A 15,581-nucleotide genomic window follows, 5' to 3' on the forward strand; every position below is an offset into this window, starting at 1 on the left:
GTTACGGTTTTTGCCAGGGGCAGTAGAAGAAGCCGGGTTTTTCGACGGTTTCAGCGTAGGAGCGGTGGAATAATGGGGATGTGCTGCCGGAGATGGGCGGGACGAGCCAGGTCCAGTCGCCGTTAACTTCGCGGCCTTCGGCGTGCTCTTTGGAAGTGAAGGTGAGGAACTGTTTGGAGGCGCTGTGGTGATCGACCAGACGGACACCGTGTTGATCGAAGGAGTGGAGGACGGCGTGGTTGAGTTCGATCATGGCGCGGTCCTTCCACAGGTTGCGGTCGGAATGAGTCGGAAGGCCCATTTTTTCGGCAATGATCGGCAGCAAGTTGTAGCGATGAACATCGCCGAGATTTCGTGCGGCGATTTCAGTGCCCACATACCAGCCGTTGAACACATTGGCGGGATACTTTAGGCCGGCGGCATCAAGCACCATGTCGCTGATGGCAGGGACGGCGTGCCAGCGAAGATTGAGGCGCTCGAACCAGGGGTAGTCGGGATGCGAAAGGGGGACTTCGAGAACGATGGCGGGGTCTCTGGGGAGGCTGAAGTGATGAATACGGTGGTGATGATCGGCGATAAGAATGGGAAGAATGTCGAAGGCGCTGCGGGTGAAGGGAGGTTGCCAACCGGAGGAAATGGCGAGGTCGGTGAGAGCTAAATTTTGAGGGTCGCCGAGAAGGGCTTGTCCGTTGCGGTAACAGGCGTAGCGGATGAGTTGATGATTGATGATGCGCAGAAAGTTTCCGTTTTTTTCTTCGCGGGTGAAGATGGAAATCAGGGGTTGGATGGCCCCGTTGTTGGTGGCAACTCGGAGGTGGTCAATGAGGGCTTCGAAGATTTCATCGGGCGCGGTGAGATGACGAAGGTCGCGAACCTGCAGGGCGCGCCAGTGGAGTCGGCCAATGCAGCGGATGTTGTTGCGCCAGGCGAGTTTTGCGGCGTAGGCGAGTTCGTCGGTGGAGAGCGTGGGGATCTGTGACTGGGCAGCGGCGACGGTGAGGCGTTGGTGCCAGTCGGGAAAGTCCGCAGGTTGTTCGCTGCCGAGTCTGGTCAGAAAGGCGAGGGCTTCGACGACAGAGGTCGATGTAAGGTCAGAAGGGGCAAGGGTTAGTGTGGCACCAATTCTTGAGGCCGTGGTGGCGGGAGACTGGTGACCCGGAGTTGCCCCAGGATCGGCTGATGTAGTCCGGGTTGAGGAGGTCATGATGGAGAGGGAGTTCGCTACCATCGGATGAAAGGGGGTGCAACTTGTGGATGGTCGGGGACGGCGGGATGGATGGCGGGTTGTTGGTTGCGGCGAAGATCAGGCGACCGGGGTGAGGCGGAGGGGTGAAGGCAGGCGGATGCACGGGCTGAAGAACCCGTGTTGCGACTCCGCGGAGGCTCCGAGTCCGGCAGGCAAAATGCCTGCCGCACCCACAGGCTGCAAGCCTGTGTCACGCTCAGCTTATGCAGGGCTGGCTTTATTCGAGCACCATGCTGTAGATCTTTATGACGCCGGGAATCTGCTCCAGTTCTTTGATCACGGCTTCGGTGGGGACGGAGTCGAGAGTGAGGAGTGTGAGGGCGGTGCCGCCTTCGACGTTGCGGCTCAGGGACATGTTGGCGATGTTGACCTGATTCTTGCCAAGGATGGTGCCATAGGCGCCGATCATGCCCGGACGGTCATCGTTTTCGATAAGGAGCAGGGTGCCTTCAGGACGGGCTTCGACGTGGCGTCCGTTGATCTTAACGATGCGAGGATCGCCACCAAAGAAGGAACCGCTGATGACGGCGGTGTCTTCGCCATTGCTGACGTGGACTTCGATGAGATCGTTGAACGCGGTGGGGCCGGGAAGGCGGCTTTCGGTGAATTTGAGACCGAGATTTTCGGCGGTGCTCATCGCGTTGATGAGGTTGACCTGGTCGGCACCGATGGGTTTCTCAAGGTAACCTTTCAAGACGCCACGCGAGATAAGCGTGGTGTCGAGTTCGCCAAGTTTGCCGCTGTAGTTGATGCGCATTTTCTCGACGCGTTGGGGAGCGATTTGCGAGATAAGTCGGCCGAGGATTTCGCCGAAGCGGAGGAAAGGTCCGATTTCGGCGAGGGTCTTGGGATCCACATTGGGCATGTTGACCGCGTTGACGACGGTGCCATGAAGAAGGTTGTCTTTGACCTGTTCGGCGATTTCGATGCCGACGGATTCCTGCGCTTCGCCGGTGGAGGCACCGAGGTGAGGGGTGAAGACCACGTTGGGGGCGTGCAGAACAGGATAGTCGGCGGGTGGTGGTTCGACTTCGAAAACGTCAAGTGCGGCACCGGCGACATGACCTTCTTCGAGAAGTTTTGCCAATGCGTTGTCGTCGACAAGTCCGCCGCGGGCGCAGTTGATGATGCGCACGCCTTTTTTGATTTTGCGCATGCGGGTTTCATTGAGCATGTGCTTGGTCTCGTTGGTGAGCGGCATGTGCATGGTGATGAAATCCGCGTCTTTGACGGCGTCATCAAGGTTGTCACGCAGTTCAACTCCGAGCAATTGGGCGCGGTTGGCGCTGAGATAGGGATCGTAAGCGATCACGGTCATACCAAACGCTTTCGCACGCTTGGCAAACTCGGCTCCAATGCGACCCATGCCGAGAACGGCGAGAACTTTGTGGTTCAGTTCGGTGCCCTGGAAATGTTTGCGATCCCAGCGACCGGCAATCACCGTGGCATGCGCCTGGGGGATCTTGCGGGCAAGGGATGACATCAAGGCAAAGGCGTGTTCGGCGGTGGAAACGGTATTGCCACCGGGAGTATTCATGACAACGACGCCGCGTTTGGAGGCGGCAGGGATGTCGATGTTATCGACTCCGACACCGGCACGACCAACGACCTTGAGTTTGTCGGCAGCTTCAAGAACCTTGGCGGTAACTTTAACTCCGCTGCGCACGACGATGGCGGATACGCCTTTGGCGGCTTCACAAAATTCGGCTTCTTTGAGGCCGAGTTTAACTTCCACTTCAAAGGATGGCTCTGCCTGGAGCAGGTCGATGCCAGTTTGTGAGATAGGATCTGCGACGAGGATACGGTGCTTGTCCGACATAGGGAGGAGAAGGTTAGCGAGCTTCCAAATGGGTGCAAGTGCTGGCTGTAATCTTCTTGGAGTAGTTCAAGGTGGATAATTCCTTAGTCCAAATAGAGAAAAATGAACACGTGTTTGGCTTTCAAATGATTTGCACTTAATTAGTTGTGGACCTAATAGGTAGTTCAACCGTATCGTAAAAATATGCCAGAATACAAGAAGCCATCCGTAGATCAGCTCAAGAAAGCACTTGAGATCGCCGAAAAAATCAAAGTGTTGGAAACTCAGCTTGCTGAGATTCTCGGTTCATCCGCACCAGTCGCTAAAGTAGCATCTGCTGTGCAGGAATCCGCACCTAAGGTCAAGAAAGTCAAAGCGCCCAAGGCCGTCAAGGGAGTGAAGAAGAAGCGTGAACTTTCTCCTGAAGCTCGCGAAAAAATCGCTGCAGCACAACGCGCCCGCTGGGCCAAGACGAAGAAAACCAAGTAACATTGGTTTGCAAGGAAGCCCTTGGTCAGTGTGATCCGCGAGCCATTTGAGTTCGGGGGCTGAATTGGTTTAAGGGTTTATCAATTTAACGCGCCGCTGCAAGTCCCGCTTGCTGTGGCGCATTTTTTTTGGAGGGGGGCGGGTGACGGTGGCGGGTCGAAACTACGCTGGCTCAAATCCATCGGTTCATGCGGTGTCGCGTGGTGTCGCAGATCATCGCAGATAGCCCATCCTATGACGAACTGGTGCATGAATGTCGTTGTTGAGATCGCTCCGCGAGAGGCGGGGGGACCATCGGTTAAACGATTTTTCGTGATGAGCTGATGCTGATGGTTGAACGTGCCATTAAACTGGGCATCTTGCTCTTCCTTACCCATTGCTTCCAATGTCCAAAAAGATCACCGCCAAAACGAAACCCAATTTACACCGTGCGCATTCTTCCATCCTCGTTGATGGACCGGAGCGGGCAGCGAGCCGAGCGATGTTGCATGCGGTGGGATTTAAGAAGGAGGATTTTAACAAGTCGCAGATCGGTGTGGCTTCAACCTGGAGCATGGTGACCCCGTGTAACATGCACATCGACCGCCTGGCGAGAGAAAGTGCGAAGGGGATTGATGCAGCGGGCGGCAAGAGCATCATTTTTAACACGATCACCATTTCCGATGGGATCAGCATGGGAACCCAGGGGATGAAGTATTCTTTGGTGTCGCGTGAGGTGATTGCCGACTCGATTGAAACGGTGGTGGGATGCGAGTGTTTGGATGGCTTTGTGGCGATTGGTGGATGCGATAAAAACATGCCGGGTTGTGTGATCGCGATGGCGCGGTTGAATCGTCCGAGTGTGTTTGTTTATGGGGGAACGATTTTGCCGGGCTGCATTGGTCCGGAGAAAAAAGAGGGGGACATTGTCACCGTGTTTGAGGCGGTGGGAAAACACGCCAACTGTTTGATTTCTGATGATGAGTTGCATGAGATTGAAGAGGCAGCCATTCCGGGTGAGGGATCATGTGGCGGGATGTATACCGCCAACACCATGGCGAGTGCGATTGAGGCGATGGGTTTGTCGTTACCAAATAGCGGGGCTCAATCGGCGGTGGGTGATGACAAGATGCGCGACTGCTTTGATGCGGGTGTGGCGGTGTTGAACATGATCAAGCTGGGCATTCGTCCGAGTGACATTTTATCGAAGGAGTCGTTTGAGAATGCGATCACGCTGGTGATTGCCTTGGGCGGATCGACCAATGCGGTGCTGCATTTGATTGCGATGGCGCACAGTGCGGGGATCAAGCTGACGATTGATGACTTTACGCGGGTTGGCAAAAAGACGCCGGTGCTGGCGGACTTGAAACCGAGCGGCAAATATTTCATGAACGATCTGGTGAAGATCGGGGGCACGGTGCCGCTGATGAAGATGTTGGTGGAGGAAGGGTTGATGCATGGCGATTGCATGACGGTGACGGGTCGCACGATGAAGGAAAACTTGAGCAAGATTAAGCTGAAGTATCCGAAGGATCAGAAGATCATTTTCCCGGTGAGCAATCCGATCAAGAAGGACAGTCATCTGGTGATCTTCCGCGGCAATCTTTGTCCCGAGGGTGCGGTGGGCAAGATCAGTGGCAAGGAGGGCTTTGAGTTCTCCGGCAAGGCGATTGTGTTTGAATCAGAAGAGACGGCCTTGCAGGCAATCCTGCACGACAAGGTGAAGAAGGGGCACGTCATCATCATTCGCAGTGAAGGGCCGCAGGGTGGACCAGGGATGCGTGAGATGTTGTCGCCGACGAGTGCGATCATGGGCAAGGGACTTGGCAAGGACGTGGCGTTGATCACGGATGGTCGCTTCAGCGGTGGCAGCCATGGTTTTGTGATTGGTCATGTGACGCCGGAGGCATTTGTGGGGGGACCGATCGCGGTGATCAAGAATGGAGATGCGATCACGATTGATGCGGTCAAGCGGATGATCACGCTGGGGATTCCTGATAAAGAATTGAAGGCGAGATTGAAGGCGTGGAAGCAGCCGAAACCACGGGTGAAACGCGGGGTGCTGGCCAAGTATGCGGCGACCGTGCAAAGCGCGAGCCTGGGCGCGGTGACGGATTTGGATGTGGTGGGCTGATGCGGGTGATTTGGAGTGCGGTGCTTGGCACCGCTTTCCACAGGCGCGGGGAGACGGGGGCTTCGAAACTTCTGCTGAAATCCAAAGCGGTGCCAAGCACCGCGCTCCAAAATGAGGCATAAAAAAACCTGCGCCAAGCGTGTATGCTTGGAGCAGGTGAAATGAATGAGGGACTGGCGACTCAGTCTTTTTTGACTTTGTCAGCGTACTTGGCGGGATCGGCTTCGAACTTGCCTTTGCAGCCGTTGCAGCAGAAGGCGACATCTTTGCCTTCATGCTTAGTGGTGACGCTGTCTTTGGCAGGTTTGCCGGCGACAGGGCAGGTGGTGTTGACCGGGGCTGCGTAGGAAATGGCGCTGGTGAGGGAGAGCGCAAGAATGGCTAGCATGGTTTTCATAAGCAATGGATCAGAATGAATTGGGTTGAACTGAGCTGAAAGGCTAATTCGGCTTCATGATGTTCCATTTGGAGATCAGTCGTCGGGATTTCGCCTCGAGAATGCCAACAACCGAGGTTGCAAGCCAAAGCCAAGATAGCCGGGATTTTTTTCTTGTCGAGCTTAACTCTTACAGCGAGCGCGTGGCGGCGGTCACCGAGTCGGCTGGATGGAGTTCCCAGCGTTTGAGGAGGAAGTCGCCCATGCGACGGGCGTCGTTCGATTCGACCTGTTTGTGCATGGCGGCTTCGGCGTCCTGGAAGTCTTGACGATGGGCGATTCGACCTGCTTTCCAAACTTCAGCTGTGGATTGGTAGGGACCAACTTTGCGGGGATCGCTCCAGGTGTGAATGCCGAGGGTGGGGATGCCGGCGGCGGCGGCGAGATGCATGGGGCCACTGTCGACGCTGAGACAGGCTTTGGCGTGGTGGATCAGCCAGAGCAGCTCGGGGAGGGTGGTCTGGTTGATGAGTGAGAGGATGTGTTTGCCGCGAAGCTCGGGTGGCTGTTCTTCCCGGCCTACGATGATGACGGGTCGGGGAGCAAGGCAGTCGCAGAGGGTTTGCAGAATGTCGTGGGAAAGAGATTTGCCTTCGCCTCGCGAGGTGGGGTGAATGAGCAGGTATTCGTCGGGGAGGTCGGCATGTGCAGGTTTCGTTCCTGCGGGGAGATGGAAGCGAAGTTCCTGGTCGGCAGAGGGTTCGATGCCGAGATAGCGTGGGATTTCGAGATTGCGATCCACCGCGTGGGCGCCGGGATTGACCGTGACGACATGGTCGTGAAGCAGCGAGGCTCCTTCGCGGGCGTCGGACAAACCGATGATGGTGTCGGAGCCACGGGCTTTGCTGATGAGGGCGCTGCGAAGAAGGCCTTGGAAGTCGAGGGTGAGCTCGGGGAGGTCGCGCGCGGCGGCGTTGAGGGTGCGTGACCAGAGGAAAAATTTGGCAGCGCCACCAATGCCACGGAATTCTTTGCGGGGGAAGGGGACGACTTCCGTGAGATCGGGATTGCCTTCGAGGAGGGGCATCCATTCAGGATTGCTGATCCAACGAATTTTTAGATGGGGATGAGCCTGCTTGAGAAGATTGACCGCGGGAAGGGTGTGGACGATGTCGCCGAGGGAACTCGGTTTGACGATGAACAGCGAGGCGTATCGGGAAAGGTCAGGGGGATTTTCGGAGGTCATCGGCCGAGGGCGAGGCGTTCTGCCAGCACGGCAGGTAGTCCGGCGGCTATGATCTTTTGCTGGGTGGTCTGCAGGTCGTATTCGAGGCGGCGGACGTTGACGGTCTGGTTGTCGACGTCATAGATGGCATAGGAGGAACGCCAGTCTCCATCGCGAGGCTGGCCGACGCTGCCGACATTGATAAAATATTTCACGCCGCGTTTGAGCTGGGCTTCGGTGTCGCGGAGGCAGCGGACGGTGTCGTCTTTTTCGTAGATGCGCGGGGCGTGGGTGTGGCCGTAGAAGCAGAGCTGGGTGAACTGGTAGCTGAAGCTGGCCATCGCGTCGAAGCGATTCGAGATGTAGGCCCAGCTGCCGGGGGAGTCGAGGGTGGCGTGGACGATGGTGAAGTCGCGAACTTGGCGGACGTATTTAAGTTCGCGGAGCCACTGCTTCTGGTCTTCGCTGAGGCGTTGCCGGGTCCAGAGGAGGGCGCTTTCGGCGAGGGGGTTGAGTTCGTCGAGGGTGCGTTCTTGGGTGGATTCCTCATCATGGTTGCCTTTGACGACGGGACAGTTGAGGGCGCGGACGTAATCGAGGCACTCACAGGGGTTGGCGTTGTAGCCCACGACATCCCCCAAGCACACATAATGGGTGCATTGCTGTTGTTGGGCATCCTCCATGACAGTCATGAGGGCTTCCCAATTGGCGTGGATGTCTCCGAAGATGGCGTAACGCATGGATTGCGGATGTGGGGGGGAGCTAATCTGCCCGAGGGGTGGGGGGTGGTCAAGCTCGGTTAATGTCGGTTTGGAAGAATAGTGGTGGTGGGGCTGCTGAGGGGAACGTGGGTTTGGTGTTCAGTGTTGCGATTTTTTTATCGACGCAATGTTCTGCGTCCGGGCTGGGAGAAAGGACGTTGGGGATCGATGCGCTGAATGGCGGGGATTTGAAGCTTTTCTTCAAGTTCCGGGAGAAGGCGCCGCATGGTGGGGTTGAAGGTGTCCTGGTCGTAGTAGCGCTTGAGGATGTCGTAGGCCTGCTGCTGGGAGGGGCGGTCTTCGAATTTGGCCAATTCGTAGGCGGCGATGCGTTCGTAGAAGCCTTGGGCACCATTGGCATGGGCGGCGAGATAGTATTCGGCGGCTTTGCGTCCGTCTGGGGACCTTCGGGCGGGGCTTTCGGTGTTGTAGATGTCGCCGAGTTTGATCAGCAGGCGCGGATGATTGGGGAGAAATTTGAGGCCTTCGTTGAGGATGTTGATGCCGCGCTGGACGTGGTCGCGAAAAAGTTTCTGACGCAGGGCGGCGCGGATTTTTTCGTCGTTGAGGTAATTGGAAGCGGCGTTGTAGGCCATGTGCCAGGAGGCTTCATCCCAGTAGCTCGGTTCCAGGGGTTGAAGGAGGGTGGTGAGGGTCATCAGGCTGTCGACTTTACCCCATTCAACTCTTTCGAAAGCGACGTAGGCCTGAAGGTAGGTGATGCTGGCGACGAGGGATCGAAGGCCACCAAGGGTGGCGGCGAAGCCCATCTGGCCAAGGGAATCGCGCAGGCTGAGGGCGGGGGGATTGGGGATGAGCTTTTGATCTCGCAGGGAATGGCTGAGATGGTTTTCCAGCGGGAGCTTGACGATGCCCATCATGAGGAACAGCAGGACGCCGAGCAGCCTTGGAGAGCGAAGTGCGCGATTCATCGGTTGGTGACTTTAGAGTTCTTTGTCGACAAAGAACAAATGGGCGACGGCGGTATACCCAATGATGTAAAGAAGGGCGATGCCAGTGACGTTGGCGAGAACATTTAGTGGAATGATGTCTCCTCGGATGGCGGCTTCGACGAGATCGAAGAGGCCGAGGTCTGGGCAAATGAGGGTGAGGACGAGGCTGATGGATTTTTCCCAAAATCCAGACAGGCTGCTGAGGAACCAGTCGCGCATGAGTTGTTGTCCGTGACCGGCGATGGTGAAGCCGAGGGAGACAACAATGGTGAAGAGGGTGGAGCTGGCGAAGCAGGAGATGAGCAGGGACAGGGCGGCGATGACGGCGGATTTGAGGAAGATGGAGAAAACTCCGGCGTGCAGGCTCCAGCTGAGGCCGTATTGACTGGTGATGGCGGTGATGGCGGCGATGTTTTCGGGGGTGTCGTTTTGTTCGGCGCGCAGGGCGGCGATTTGACTGGAGATGATGAGATTTTGTTTGAGCCAGACAACGCCGCTGAAGATGATGTCCATGACGAGGAGTCCGCCGGCGAGAAGGAGGATCACGCCGAGGAGTTTGCCGATAAGGTATTCGTAACGTGGGACGGGTTTACTGAGGATGGTGTAGAGCGTGCGGTCTTCGAGGTCGCGCGGGAGCAGAAGGGCGGTGGCGGCGATGGCGATGACGATGGAAAAAAGCTGGAGGGCACCGAGGGAGACGTCTTTAAGGAGTTTGAGCTGCTGCTCGGGGCTCATGGTTGGGAAAGCGAAGCCGGTGGCGACAACGATGAGGCTGAAGACCGCGAGAAACACCAGGATCTTCATGCGGAGAAGCTGGGTGACGGTGCTGGTCGCAAGCGCCCAGATGCGGGCGGGCGAGAAGTTGCGATGAGGTGCAGAAGCAGAAGTGGCGGTGCTCATGAGGAAGAAGGTGCTTATTTCTCGGCGTCGCCGGTTTGCACGGTGGATTCGATGAAGAGACGTTCGAGGGTGGTGCGGGGTTTGCCGAGGGAGACGACTTTGGAGCCAGCTTTTTCAGTCAACTGCCGGATTTCGGCGATGAGTTCGGGTGGGGCGTTTTCGATGATGAACTCAGTCTGGTTTTCGACCGAGATGAGGTCTTCGAGCTGGCCTTCACGGACCATGCGACCGTTGGACATGATACCGACGCGGTCGCAGACTTCCTGCATCTGTTCGAGCAGGTGCGAGGTGACGACGATGGTGATGCCGTTTTGTTTGAGTTGAAGAATGAGGTCGCGAAGTTTGCGGGAACCGACGGGATCGACGCCAGCGGTGGGTTCGTCGAGGATGAGGAGGCGGGGTTCGTGGATGAGCGCCTGGGCCAGGCCGATGCGTTGGAGCATGCCTTTGGAGTAACCGCCGACGCGGCGGCTGGAGGCACTTTCGAGCCCCACGAGTTTCAGCATGGCGTTGGTGCGATCGCGCAGTTCGCTGCCTTTCATGCCACAGAGTTTGCCGTAGAAGTGGAGCGTTTCGAGGCCGCTGAGGTGTTTGTAGAAGTAGGGATTTTCGGGAAGGAAACCGACGTCTTTGCGGCTGCTGACCTCATTGGCGCTCTGGCCGAAGATGCTTGCGGAGCCTTTGGTGGGCTTGAGGAGGCCGAGCATGACCTTCATGGTGGTGGACTTGCCGCAGCCGTTGGGTCCGATGAGGCCGTAGACTTCTCCCGGGCGGACGGAGAAGCTGAGGTCGCGCACGGCAACGAGCGGCTGTTTGCGCATGCCGCTGATGAAGATTTTGGTGAGGTCGGTGACCTCGACGGCACTGGTGGGATCGGCACTCATGGGAAGGCTGGATTATTCGATGATGCTGAAGCCTTTGACATCGGCGAGGTCGGATATGTCATGGATTTCGGCATCTTTGATGTTTCCTCCGAGGCAGGAGGTTTTGATGTCTTCGATGAAGGCATCCACTTCGGCGGGGTCGTGGGAGTGGGCCTGGACTTCAACGCGGCCATCTTCAAGGTTGCGCACGGTTCCGACGACTTCGTAACCGGAGGCGATGCGTTTGACGGTGTAGCGGAAGCCGACACCCTGGACGTGGCCGTTAAAGATGGCTTTTTTGGCAGGCATATTGGAAAGGCTAAAGGCTAAAGGCTAAGGGATAAAGGGCAAGTTAGCCGATTTTGAGGAGGCCGCGGAGGGTATAGGTGGCGAGGATGGTGAGTTTGCGGAGTTTGCTGAGGCCGATGCGGGGTCCGAAGACGGAAAACTTCTGGGCGCGGACTTTTTCGAGGACTTCGCGATAGGTGCGGCCCATCATGCGGGCGGCGATGAGGCGGTGGCGGTCGTCGGTGGGGGGGTTTTGACAGGCGAGTTGGTAGAAGTCGATGGCACGCTGGGATTGGTGCTGCATCATTTTGGTGAGTTGGGGGCCGGGCTTGCCGTTGAGGATTTCGGCTTCGGTGACCTGGAAGGATTGCAGGTCTTCCTGGGGGAGATAGATGCGGCCGTTGAGGGCGTCTTCACCGACGTCGCGGATGATGTTGGTCAGCTGCAAGGCGTAGCCGAGGTTGATGGCGTAGTCGCGACTGGCGGGGTTTTCACAGCCAAAGATGCGGATGCTGATAAGGCCGACGACGGAGGCGACTTTGTAGCAGTAAGCGAGCAGTTCGGGGTATGTTTGGTAGCGGGTCTGGGTGAGGTCGGACTGCATGCCGTCGATGATTTCAGCAAACAGGGCGGGGTCGATCTGGTGACGGGGGATAAGGGCGGCGACTTCGCGTTGGACTTCGTCGGGGTTGGTGAATCCGTGGAGGAGTCCATTGCGCCAGGTGTCGAGGTCGCGCTGGCGTTGGTCGGGTTCGATGCCGGGTTCGTCGGCAATGTCGTCGATGATGCGGCAGAACGCGTAGAAGGTGATCATGTCCCTGCGTCGGTGCGGGGGCAGGGTGAGCAGGGCGAAGGCAAGGTTGGACTTGCTGCGCTGGGTGATTTGCTCGGACGCGGAGGGGGCGCTGCTCATGCTCATGCGGTTCGGGCGGGTTTCGGGGTTGAGTGGCTGAGCAGCAGGAGGGCGGCGGCGACGTAGAGCCAGAGGTGAATGGCGGAGGCCAGAAGGCTGGCGATGACCACACGAAAAGGGGCGAGGACTCCGGTGATCCAGTGATGTGACAGGGGAAGGATGAAGTCAAAAAGGGCCAGCAGGGGAATGCCGCTGAGCGCGATGGTGAGCAGGGGGAAGGAGTGGGTTTTTAGAAGGAGGAGTGTTTGACGACCGAGTTCACGAACGCTGTTTCTGCCTTTGGCGATGATGATCGGAATGGGGGAGAGGAAAAGCAGGTATTCGGGAAGGATCAGCAGGCGAAGGAAGTCGGATGAACCGAGGGCACCGGGGCGTTGAAGGAACCACCAGGGAAAGTGGAGGAGGGTTAGGAGGAGGACGCCGGGCCAGAGGGCGACGGTTTGTCGGAAGGAGAGCCAGTCTTCAACAAAAGGGCTTTGGGTGTTGAGGAGGTGTCGGCAAAACCAGATCTGGCTGGTGGCGGTGACAAAGGCCTGGAGAAGGGCCCCGGCCCAGGGGTTGAAAAAGACGGGGGGCGGGGCGATGGCGTGGTGGAAAATGACGGCGAAGTCCTGCCAGCCTTTGATGAGACTGGCGGTCCACGTTTGATGCCAGGGCTGTGGAGGGTGGAAATGGAGGGCGTCGTTGTAGAACAGTCCAGGCCAAAGTCCGAGACCGCCGAGGAGGGTGTGGCTGGCGGCGAGCAGGAGGAGGGGGGCGGGGTTTTTGCCGATCCAGGCTAAAGCTTTTCTGAAGTGACGGGCCTGAGGGTGGACGGAAACGTGGAGCATGCCGAGGAAGGCAAGGCAGGCCAGCCAAAGGATGGGCTCCAGGTTGAGGTCGGTCATTCGTCAGTGCCCTGGCGGGTGTGGAGAGAGATAAGGGAGACTGGCGGGGTTGGATCAGCGGATGAGGCCCCAATTTTTTCCAAGGGGCCAGTAGCAGAACCAGCCGGGGCCGACGAGGTTTTGCTCGGGAATGTGACCGAAGTAGCGGCTGTCGGAGCTGGAGTAGCTGTTGTCTCCCATGGCGAAATATTCGCGGCGCGGGGTGGTGGGGAGAACGTAGGGAGGGCGCATCATGCGGATGGGATCGAAGGAATAGCCGTGGTAGACCAGACCATCGTTTGCCATGGTGCGCGGTTCGGCTTCATCGGCGACACGGCGGATGCCGGGCTCGGTGGCGGGCTGGCCGTTGATGAGAAGTCGGGGCGGTGAAGGAACGAGGCTGTCGCCGGGGACCCCGGTGAGGCGTTTGATGTAATGTTGGGAACCCCATCGGGAATCAAAACGGCTTTCGTCTTCAATGTAGCCGATGTTTTTGGTGGTGAAGACGAAGACTTCGCCCCGGGTGGGCTGGCGGAAGTGGTAGACGAATTTGTTGACGACCACGTGGTCGCCGCTGCGCACCCAGCCGCGGGCGAGGAGCTGGCCTTTTTTGATGGACTGTCCACCGGCGGAGATGGTGTAGTTGGTGCGGTTGTCCGGTGTGGTGTAGGGTTCGCCTTCGACGAGCGTGCCGCTGACGCGTTCAGCGAAACGGAGGTCGTTGACCAGTTTGTCCATGGGACATTTGACGGTGATGGAGTGGCCGTCTTCGAAATGGATTTTGCTGTAGGGGCGGAAGATGAAAAATTTGTGTTCGGTGACGGGCTGGCGGCGACGAAGGGTGCCATCGCGGTCGGAAACGGCGTTGATGTAAGTGGTGGCGGTGAAAAAGCCGCCAATCTTTCCGATCAGGCTGGGGGTGGGGTCCTCCTCGGTGGCATGGGCGATGATGCCGTTGAGGGTGGGTTGCATGGACGAGGTGGGGATTTGGAAAGGCTGGACGATGTAGGATCGGATGCCGACGGCGATGACGATGGAGACGAAAAAGACTTCGATGTTTTCGACCCAGTCGGAATGGCGGAGGTTGGGAAGGGCGCGTTCGCAGGCGCGATTGAGCGAGGAACTGAGGGATTCGAGGCGTTTGGGATCGCGCTGGCGCATGGCGTCTTTGAATTCGCCGTGGAGCAAATCGATTTCTTTGAGGCGTTCCACGGGGAGAATGTCCCGTTTGTAGTCGAGAAACCGGGTGACGCCTTTGTCGAGGAGTTTGGCCTGTTTGAGGTAGCGCGGGGTGAAAAACATGGAAGGTGAAGAGAAAGGCGTGGGTCGGGGAGATTAGAGGGGGCGCGGGGAGGGGTCAAGGAAAGGCTAAAGGCTAAAGGCGAAGGATCAGAAATTAGCAGGAGGAGTAAGGAGGGCGTGGAATTAGTGGAATTCAGCTTGCGGGTTGGGTGGGGCGTTTGATGATGGGGCGGTTTTGTTCAAGGAGTTATTTGTTGCATGAATATTATTGAAGCGATCATTCTTGGGTTGGTGCAGGGGTTGACGGAGTTTTTGCCGGTGAGCAGCAGTGGCCACATTGAATTGGGGACATTTTTGCTGGGGGTGAAGGCGGCGGATAACTTGTTGTTTTCGGTGGTGGTGCATGCGGCCACGGCATTGAGCACGGTGGTGGTGTTTCGAAAGGACATTGTGGCGATCTTGCTGGACCTGCTCAAGTTTCGTTGGAATGAGGGAACGAAGCTGGCGATGTTGATTGCGGTTTCGATGGTGCCGGTGGGTTTGGTGGGGGTGTTTTTTGAGAAGGAGGTGGAGGCGTTTTTTGGTGGGAAGATCATCTTTGTGGGGGCGATGTTGATGGTGACGGCGACTTTGCTGACGGTGACGCATTTTGCTTCGAAGCGTTCAGGTGAGGTGACCTTCGGCCGGGCTCTGGTGATTGGGCTGGCGCAGATGGTGGCGATTTTGCCCGGGATTTCGCGCTCGGGTGCGACGATCTGCACGGCGTTGCTGGTGGGGGTTTCGAGGGAGAATGCGGCGCGGTTTTCGTTTTTGATGGTGCTGCCGCCGATTTTGGGGGCGTGTTTGTTGAAGGTGTTGAAGTTTGTGAAGGAACCGGCGATGGCGGAGGGGGTGACGGGTGGCGTGTTGACGGCAGGTTTCCTGGCGGCGTTTTTGGCGGGACTGGCGGCGTGTGTGTGGATGATTTCGATCGTGAAACGCGGCAAGTTGATTTATTTTGCGATCTATTGTGCGGTGGTGGGATTGGTGGCGGTGGTGGGCGGTTTGATGGTGGGGGCTCGGTAAGAGGAGGGCAGGGCACAAAAAATCCGCCCGGCGATGAAGCGGGGCGGATGGATGTGTGACAGACTCGCGATTCGATTGATCAAAGCGCATCGATGCCGCGTTCGCCGGTGCGGATGCGAAGAACGTCGGTGATGTCGTAAACAAAGATTTTGCCGTCGCCGATTTTACCGGTTTTGGCGGATTCAATGAGGGCGGTGATGACGGTGTTGAGCTGTTCGTCGGAGACGAGGATCTCGATCTTGGTTTTGGGAAGGAAGTCGACGGTGTATTCGCTGCCGCGGTAGATTTCGGTATGACCGCGTTGACGTCCGAAGCCTTTGACTTCAGTGACCGTCATGCCGTGAATGCCAGCCTCACGCAAGGTTTCCTGAACTTCTTCGAACTTGTGCGGCTTGATGATGGCTTCGACTTTTTTCATGATTTGTAGTATGCGACGGATTGGGATTAGCGGGAATGACGAAGTGTCGCAAGTTAAAATAATCC

Annotated in this window: 16 protein-coding genes; 3 read left to right on the plus strand and 13 right to left on the minus strand. The window is 57.4% G+C overall.

Features of this window, described 5'->3' with window-relative positions:
• Position 1: 1 nt before the first annotated feature.
• Together FEM03_RS07780 and serA are read right to left on the minus strand one after the other, a co-directional pair.
• Entirely contained in the window at positions 2-1,204 is a 1,203-nt protein-coding gene (locus tag FEM03_RS07780; RefSeq protein WP_166442712.1) for a nitric oxide synthase oxygenase, read from the minus strand.
• A gap of 259 nt (positions 1,205-1,463) precedes the next feature.
• Entirely contained in the window at positions 1,464-3,065 is a 1,602-nt protein-coding gene (serA, locus tag FEM03_RS07785; protein WP_138085634.1) for a phosphoglycerate dehydrogenase, read from the minus strand.
• Between the two features lie 183 nt (positions 3,066-3,248).
• On the opposite strand from serA, the gene FEM03_RS07790 reads away from it, so the two are divergent.
• On the plus strand, positions 3,249-3,533 hold the full coding sequence (locus FEM03_RS07790) for a hypothetical protein (protein WP_138085635.1): 285 nt from the start codon (positions 3,249-3,251) through the stop codon (positions 3,531-3,533).
• A 385-nt stretch (positions 3,534-3,918) separates the two neighbouring features.
• The gene (gene ilvD, locus FEM03_RS07795) at positions 3,919-5,646 is read left to right on the plus strand and encodes a dihydroxy-acid dehydratase (RefSeq protein WP_138085636.1); all 1,728 of its coding nucleotides are present in this window, start codon (positions 3,919-3,921) and stop codon (positions 5,644-5,646) included.
• 181 nt (positions 5,647-5,827) lie between these two features.
• Here ilvD and FEM03_RS07800 read toward each other — a convergent pair whose 3' ends face one another.
• From FEM03_RS07800 to lepB, 10 genes are all read right to left on the minus strand, one after another.
• The gene (locus FEM03_RS07800) at positions 5,828-6,034 is read right to left on the minus strand and encodes a YHS domain-containing protein (protein WP_166442713.1); all 207 of its coding nucleotides are present in this window, start codon (positions 6,032-6,034) and stop codon (positions 5,828-5,830) included.
• Positions 6,035-6,212: 178 nt separating this feature from the next.
• Positions 6,213-7,268 carry a glycosyltransferase family 9 protein gene (locus FEM03_RS07805; protein ID WP_138085638.1) on the minus strand — a complete coding sequence of 352 codons (1,056 nt, stop codon included), beginning with the start codon at positions 7,266-7,268 and terminating at the stop codon, positions 6,213-6,215.
• Complete coding sequence (locus FEM03_RS07810; RefSeq protein WP_138085639.1) at positions 7,265-7,987, minus strand: metallophosphoesterase family protein; 723 nt, start codon at positions 7,985-7,987, stop codon at positions 7,265-7,267. The genes FEM03_RS07805 and FEM03_RS07810 overlap by 4 nt, the downstream gene beginning before the upstream one ends.
• A gap of 137 nt (positions 7,988-8,124) precedes the next feature.
• Positions 8,125-8,940, minus strand: a complete 816-nt coding sequence (locus FEM03_RS07815) for a hypothetical protein (protein WP_138085640.1) — start codon at positions 8,938-8,940, stop codon at positions 8,125-8,127.
• Positions 8,941-8,952: 12 nt separating this feature from the next.
• On the minus strand, positions 8,953-9,861 hold the full coding sequence (locus FEM03_RS07820) for an ABC transporter permease (protein WP_138085641.1): 909 nt from the start codon (positions 9,859-9,861) through the stop codon (positions 8,953-8,955).
• A 14-nt stretch (positions 9,862-9,875) separates the two neighbouring features.
• Positions 9,876-10,745: an ABC transporter ATP-binding protein gene (locus FEM03_RS07825; protein WP_138085642.1), complete on the minus strand. Its 870-nt coding sequence runs from the start codon at positions 10,743-10,745 to the stop codon at positions 9,876-9,878.
• Positions 10,746-10,757: 12 nt separating this feature from the next.
• On the minus strand, positions 10,758-11,033 hold the full coding sequence (locus tag FEM03_RS07830) for an acylphosphatase (RefSeq protein WP_138085643.1): 276 nt from the start codon (positions 11,031-11,033) through the stop codon (positions 10,758-10,760).
• 43 nt (positions 11,034-11,076) lie between these two features.
• Positions 11,077-11,931, minus strand: coding sequence for a phytoene/squalene synthase family protein (locus FEM03_RS07835; protein ID WP_138085644.1), 855 nt, complete (start codon positions 11,929-11,931; stop codon positions 11,077-11,079).
• Positions 11,928-12,812: a hypothetical protein gene (locus FEM03_RS07840; RefSeq protein WP_138085645.1), complete on the minus strand. Its 885-nt coding sequence runs from the start codon at positions 12,810-12,812 to the stop codon at positions 11,928-11,930. Before FEM03_RS07840 ends, FEM03_RS07835 begins: the two co-directional genes overlap by 4 nt.
• Positions 12,813-12,866: 54 nt before the next feature.
• Positions 12,867-14,093: a signal peptidase I gene (lepB, locus tag FEM03_RS07845; protein ID WP_138085646.1), complete on the minus strand. Its 1,227-nt coding sequence runs from the start codon at positions 14,091-14,093 to the stop codon at positions 12,867-12,869.
• A gap of 198 nt (positions 14,094-14,291) precedes the next feature.
• Here lepB and FEM03_RS07850 point away from each other — a divergent pair, with 198 nt between their 5' ends.
• On the plus strand, positions 14,292-15,098 hold the full coding sequence (locus FEM03_RS07850) for an undecaprenyl-diphosphate phosphatase (protein WP_138085647.1): 807 nt from the start codon (positions 14,292-14,294) through the stop codon (positions 15,096-15,098).
• 79 nt (positions 15,099-15,177) lie between these two features.
• Here FEM03_RS07850 and FEM03_RS07855 read toward each other — a convergent pair whose 3' ends face one another.
• Positions 15,178-15,516, minus strand: a complete 339-nt coding sequence (locus FEM03_RS07855; RefSeq protein WP_138085648.1) for a P-II family nitrogen regulator — start codon at positions 15,514-15,516, stop codon at positions 15,178-15,180.
• Between the last annotated feature and the right edge of the window lie 65 nt (positions 15,517-15,581).

Origin of the sequence: Phragmitibacter flavus (genome assembly GCF_005780165.1) — a bacterium.
GTDB lineage: Bacteria > Verrucomicrobiota > Verrucomicrobiia > Verrucomicrobiales > Verrucomicrobiaceae > Phragmitibacter > Phragmitibacter flavus.

Excerpts from the sequence above, each read along its gene's own strand:
- FEM03_RS07780 (WP_166442712.1), bottom strand. The coding sequence starts at position 1,204 with ATGACCTCCTCAACCCGGACTACATCAGCCGATCCTGGGGCAACTCCG.
- serA (WP_138085634.1), bottom strand. The coding sequence starts at position 3,065 with ATGTCGGACAAGCACCGTATCCTCGTCGCAGATCCTATCTCACAAACT.
- FEM03_RS07790 (WP_138085635.1), top strand. The coding sequence starts at position 3,249 with ATGCCAGAATACAAGAAGCCATCCGTAGATCAGCTCAAGAAAGCACTT.
- ilvD (WP_138085636.1), top strand. The coding sequence starts at position 3,919 with ATGTCCAAAAAGATCACCGCCAAAACGAAACCCAATTTACACCGTGCG.
- FEM03_RS07800 (WP_166442713.1), bottom strand. The coding sequence starts at position 6,034 with ATGCTAGCCATTCTTGCGCTCTCCCTCACCAGCGCCATTTCCTACGCA.
- FEM03_RS07805 (WP_138085638.1), bottom strand. The coding sequence starts at position 7,268 with ATGACCTCCGAAAATCCCCCTGACCTTTCCCGATACGCCTCGCTGTTC.
- FEM03_RS07810 (WP_138085639.1), bottom strand. The coding sequence starts at position 7,987 with ATGCGTTACGCCATCTTCGGAGACATCCACGCCAATTGGGAAGCCCTC.
- FEM03_RS07815 (WP_138085640.1), bottom strand. The coding sequence starts at position 8,940 with ATGAATCGCGCACTTCGCTCTCCAAGGCTGCTCGGCGTCCTGCTGTTC.
- FEM03_RS07820 (WP_138085641.1), bottom strand. The coding sequence starts at position 9,861 with ATGAGCACCGCCACTTCTGCTTCTGCACCTCATCGCAACTTCTCGCCC.
- FEM03_RS07825 (WP_138085642.1), bottom strand. The coding sequence starts at position 10,745 with ATGAGTGCCGATCCCACCAGTGCCGTCGAGGTCACCGACCTCACCAAA.
- FEM03_RS07830 (WP_138085643.1), bottom strand. The coding sequence starts at position 11,033 with ATGCCTGCCAAAAAAGCCATCTTTAACGGCCACGTCCAGGGTGTCGGC.
- FEM03_RS07835 (WP_138085644.1), bottom strand. The coding sequence starts at position 11,931 with ATGAGCATGAGCAGCGCCCCCTCCGCGTCCGAGCAAATCACCCAGCGC.
- FEM03_RS07840 (WP_138085645.1), bottom strand. The coding sequence starts at position 12,812 with ATGACCGACCTCAACCTGGAGCCCATCCTTTGGCTGGCCTGCCTTGCC.
- lepB (WP_138085646.1), bottom strand. The coding sequence starts at position 14,093 with ATGTTTTTCACCCCGCGCTACCTCAAACAGGCCAAACTCCTCGACAAA.
- FEM03_RS07850 (WP_138085647.1), top strand. The coding sequence starts at position 14,292 with ATGAATATTATTGAAGCGATCATTCTTGGGTTGGTGCAGGGGTTGACG.
- FEM03_RS07855 (WP_138085648.1), bottom strand. The coding sequence starts at position 15,516 with ATGAAAAAAGTCGAAGCCATCATCAAGCCGCACAAGTTCGAAGAAGTT.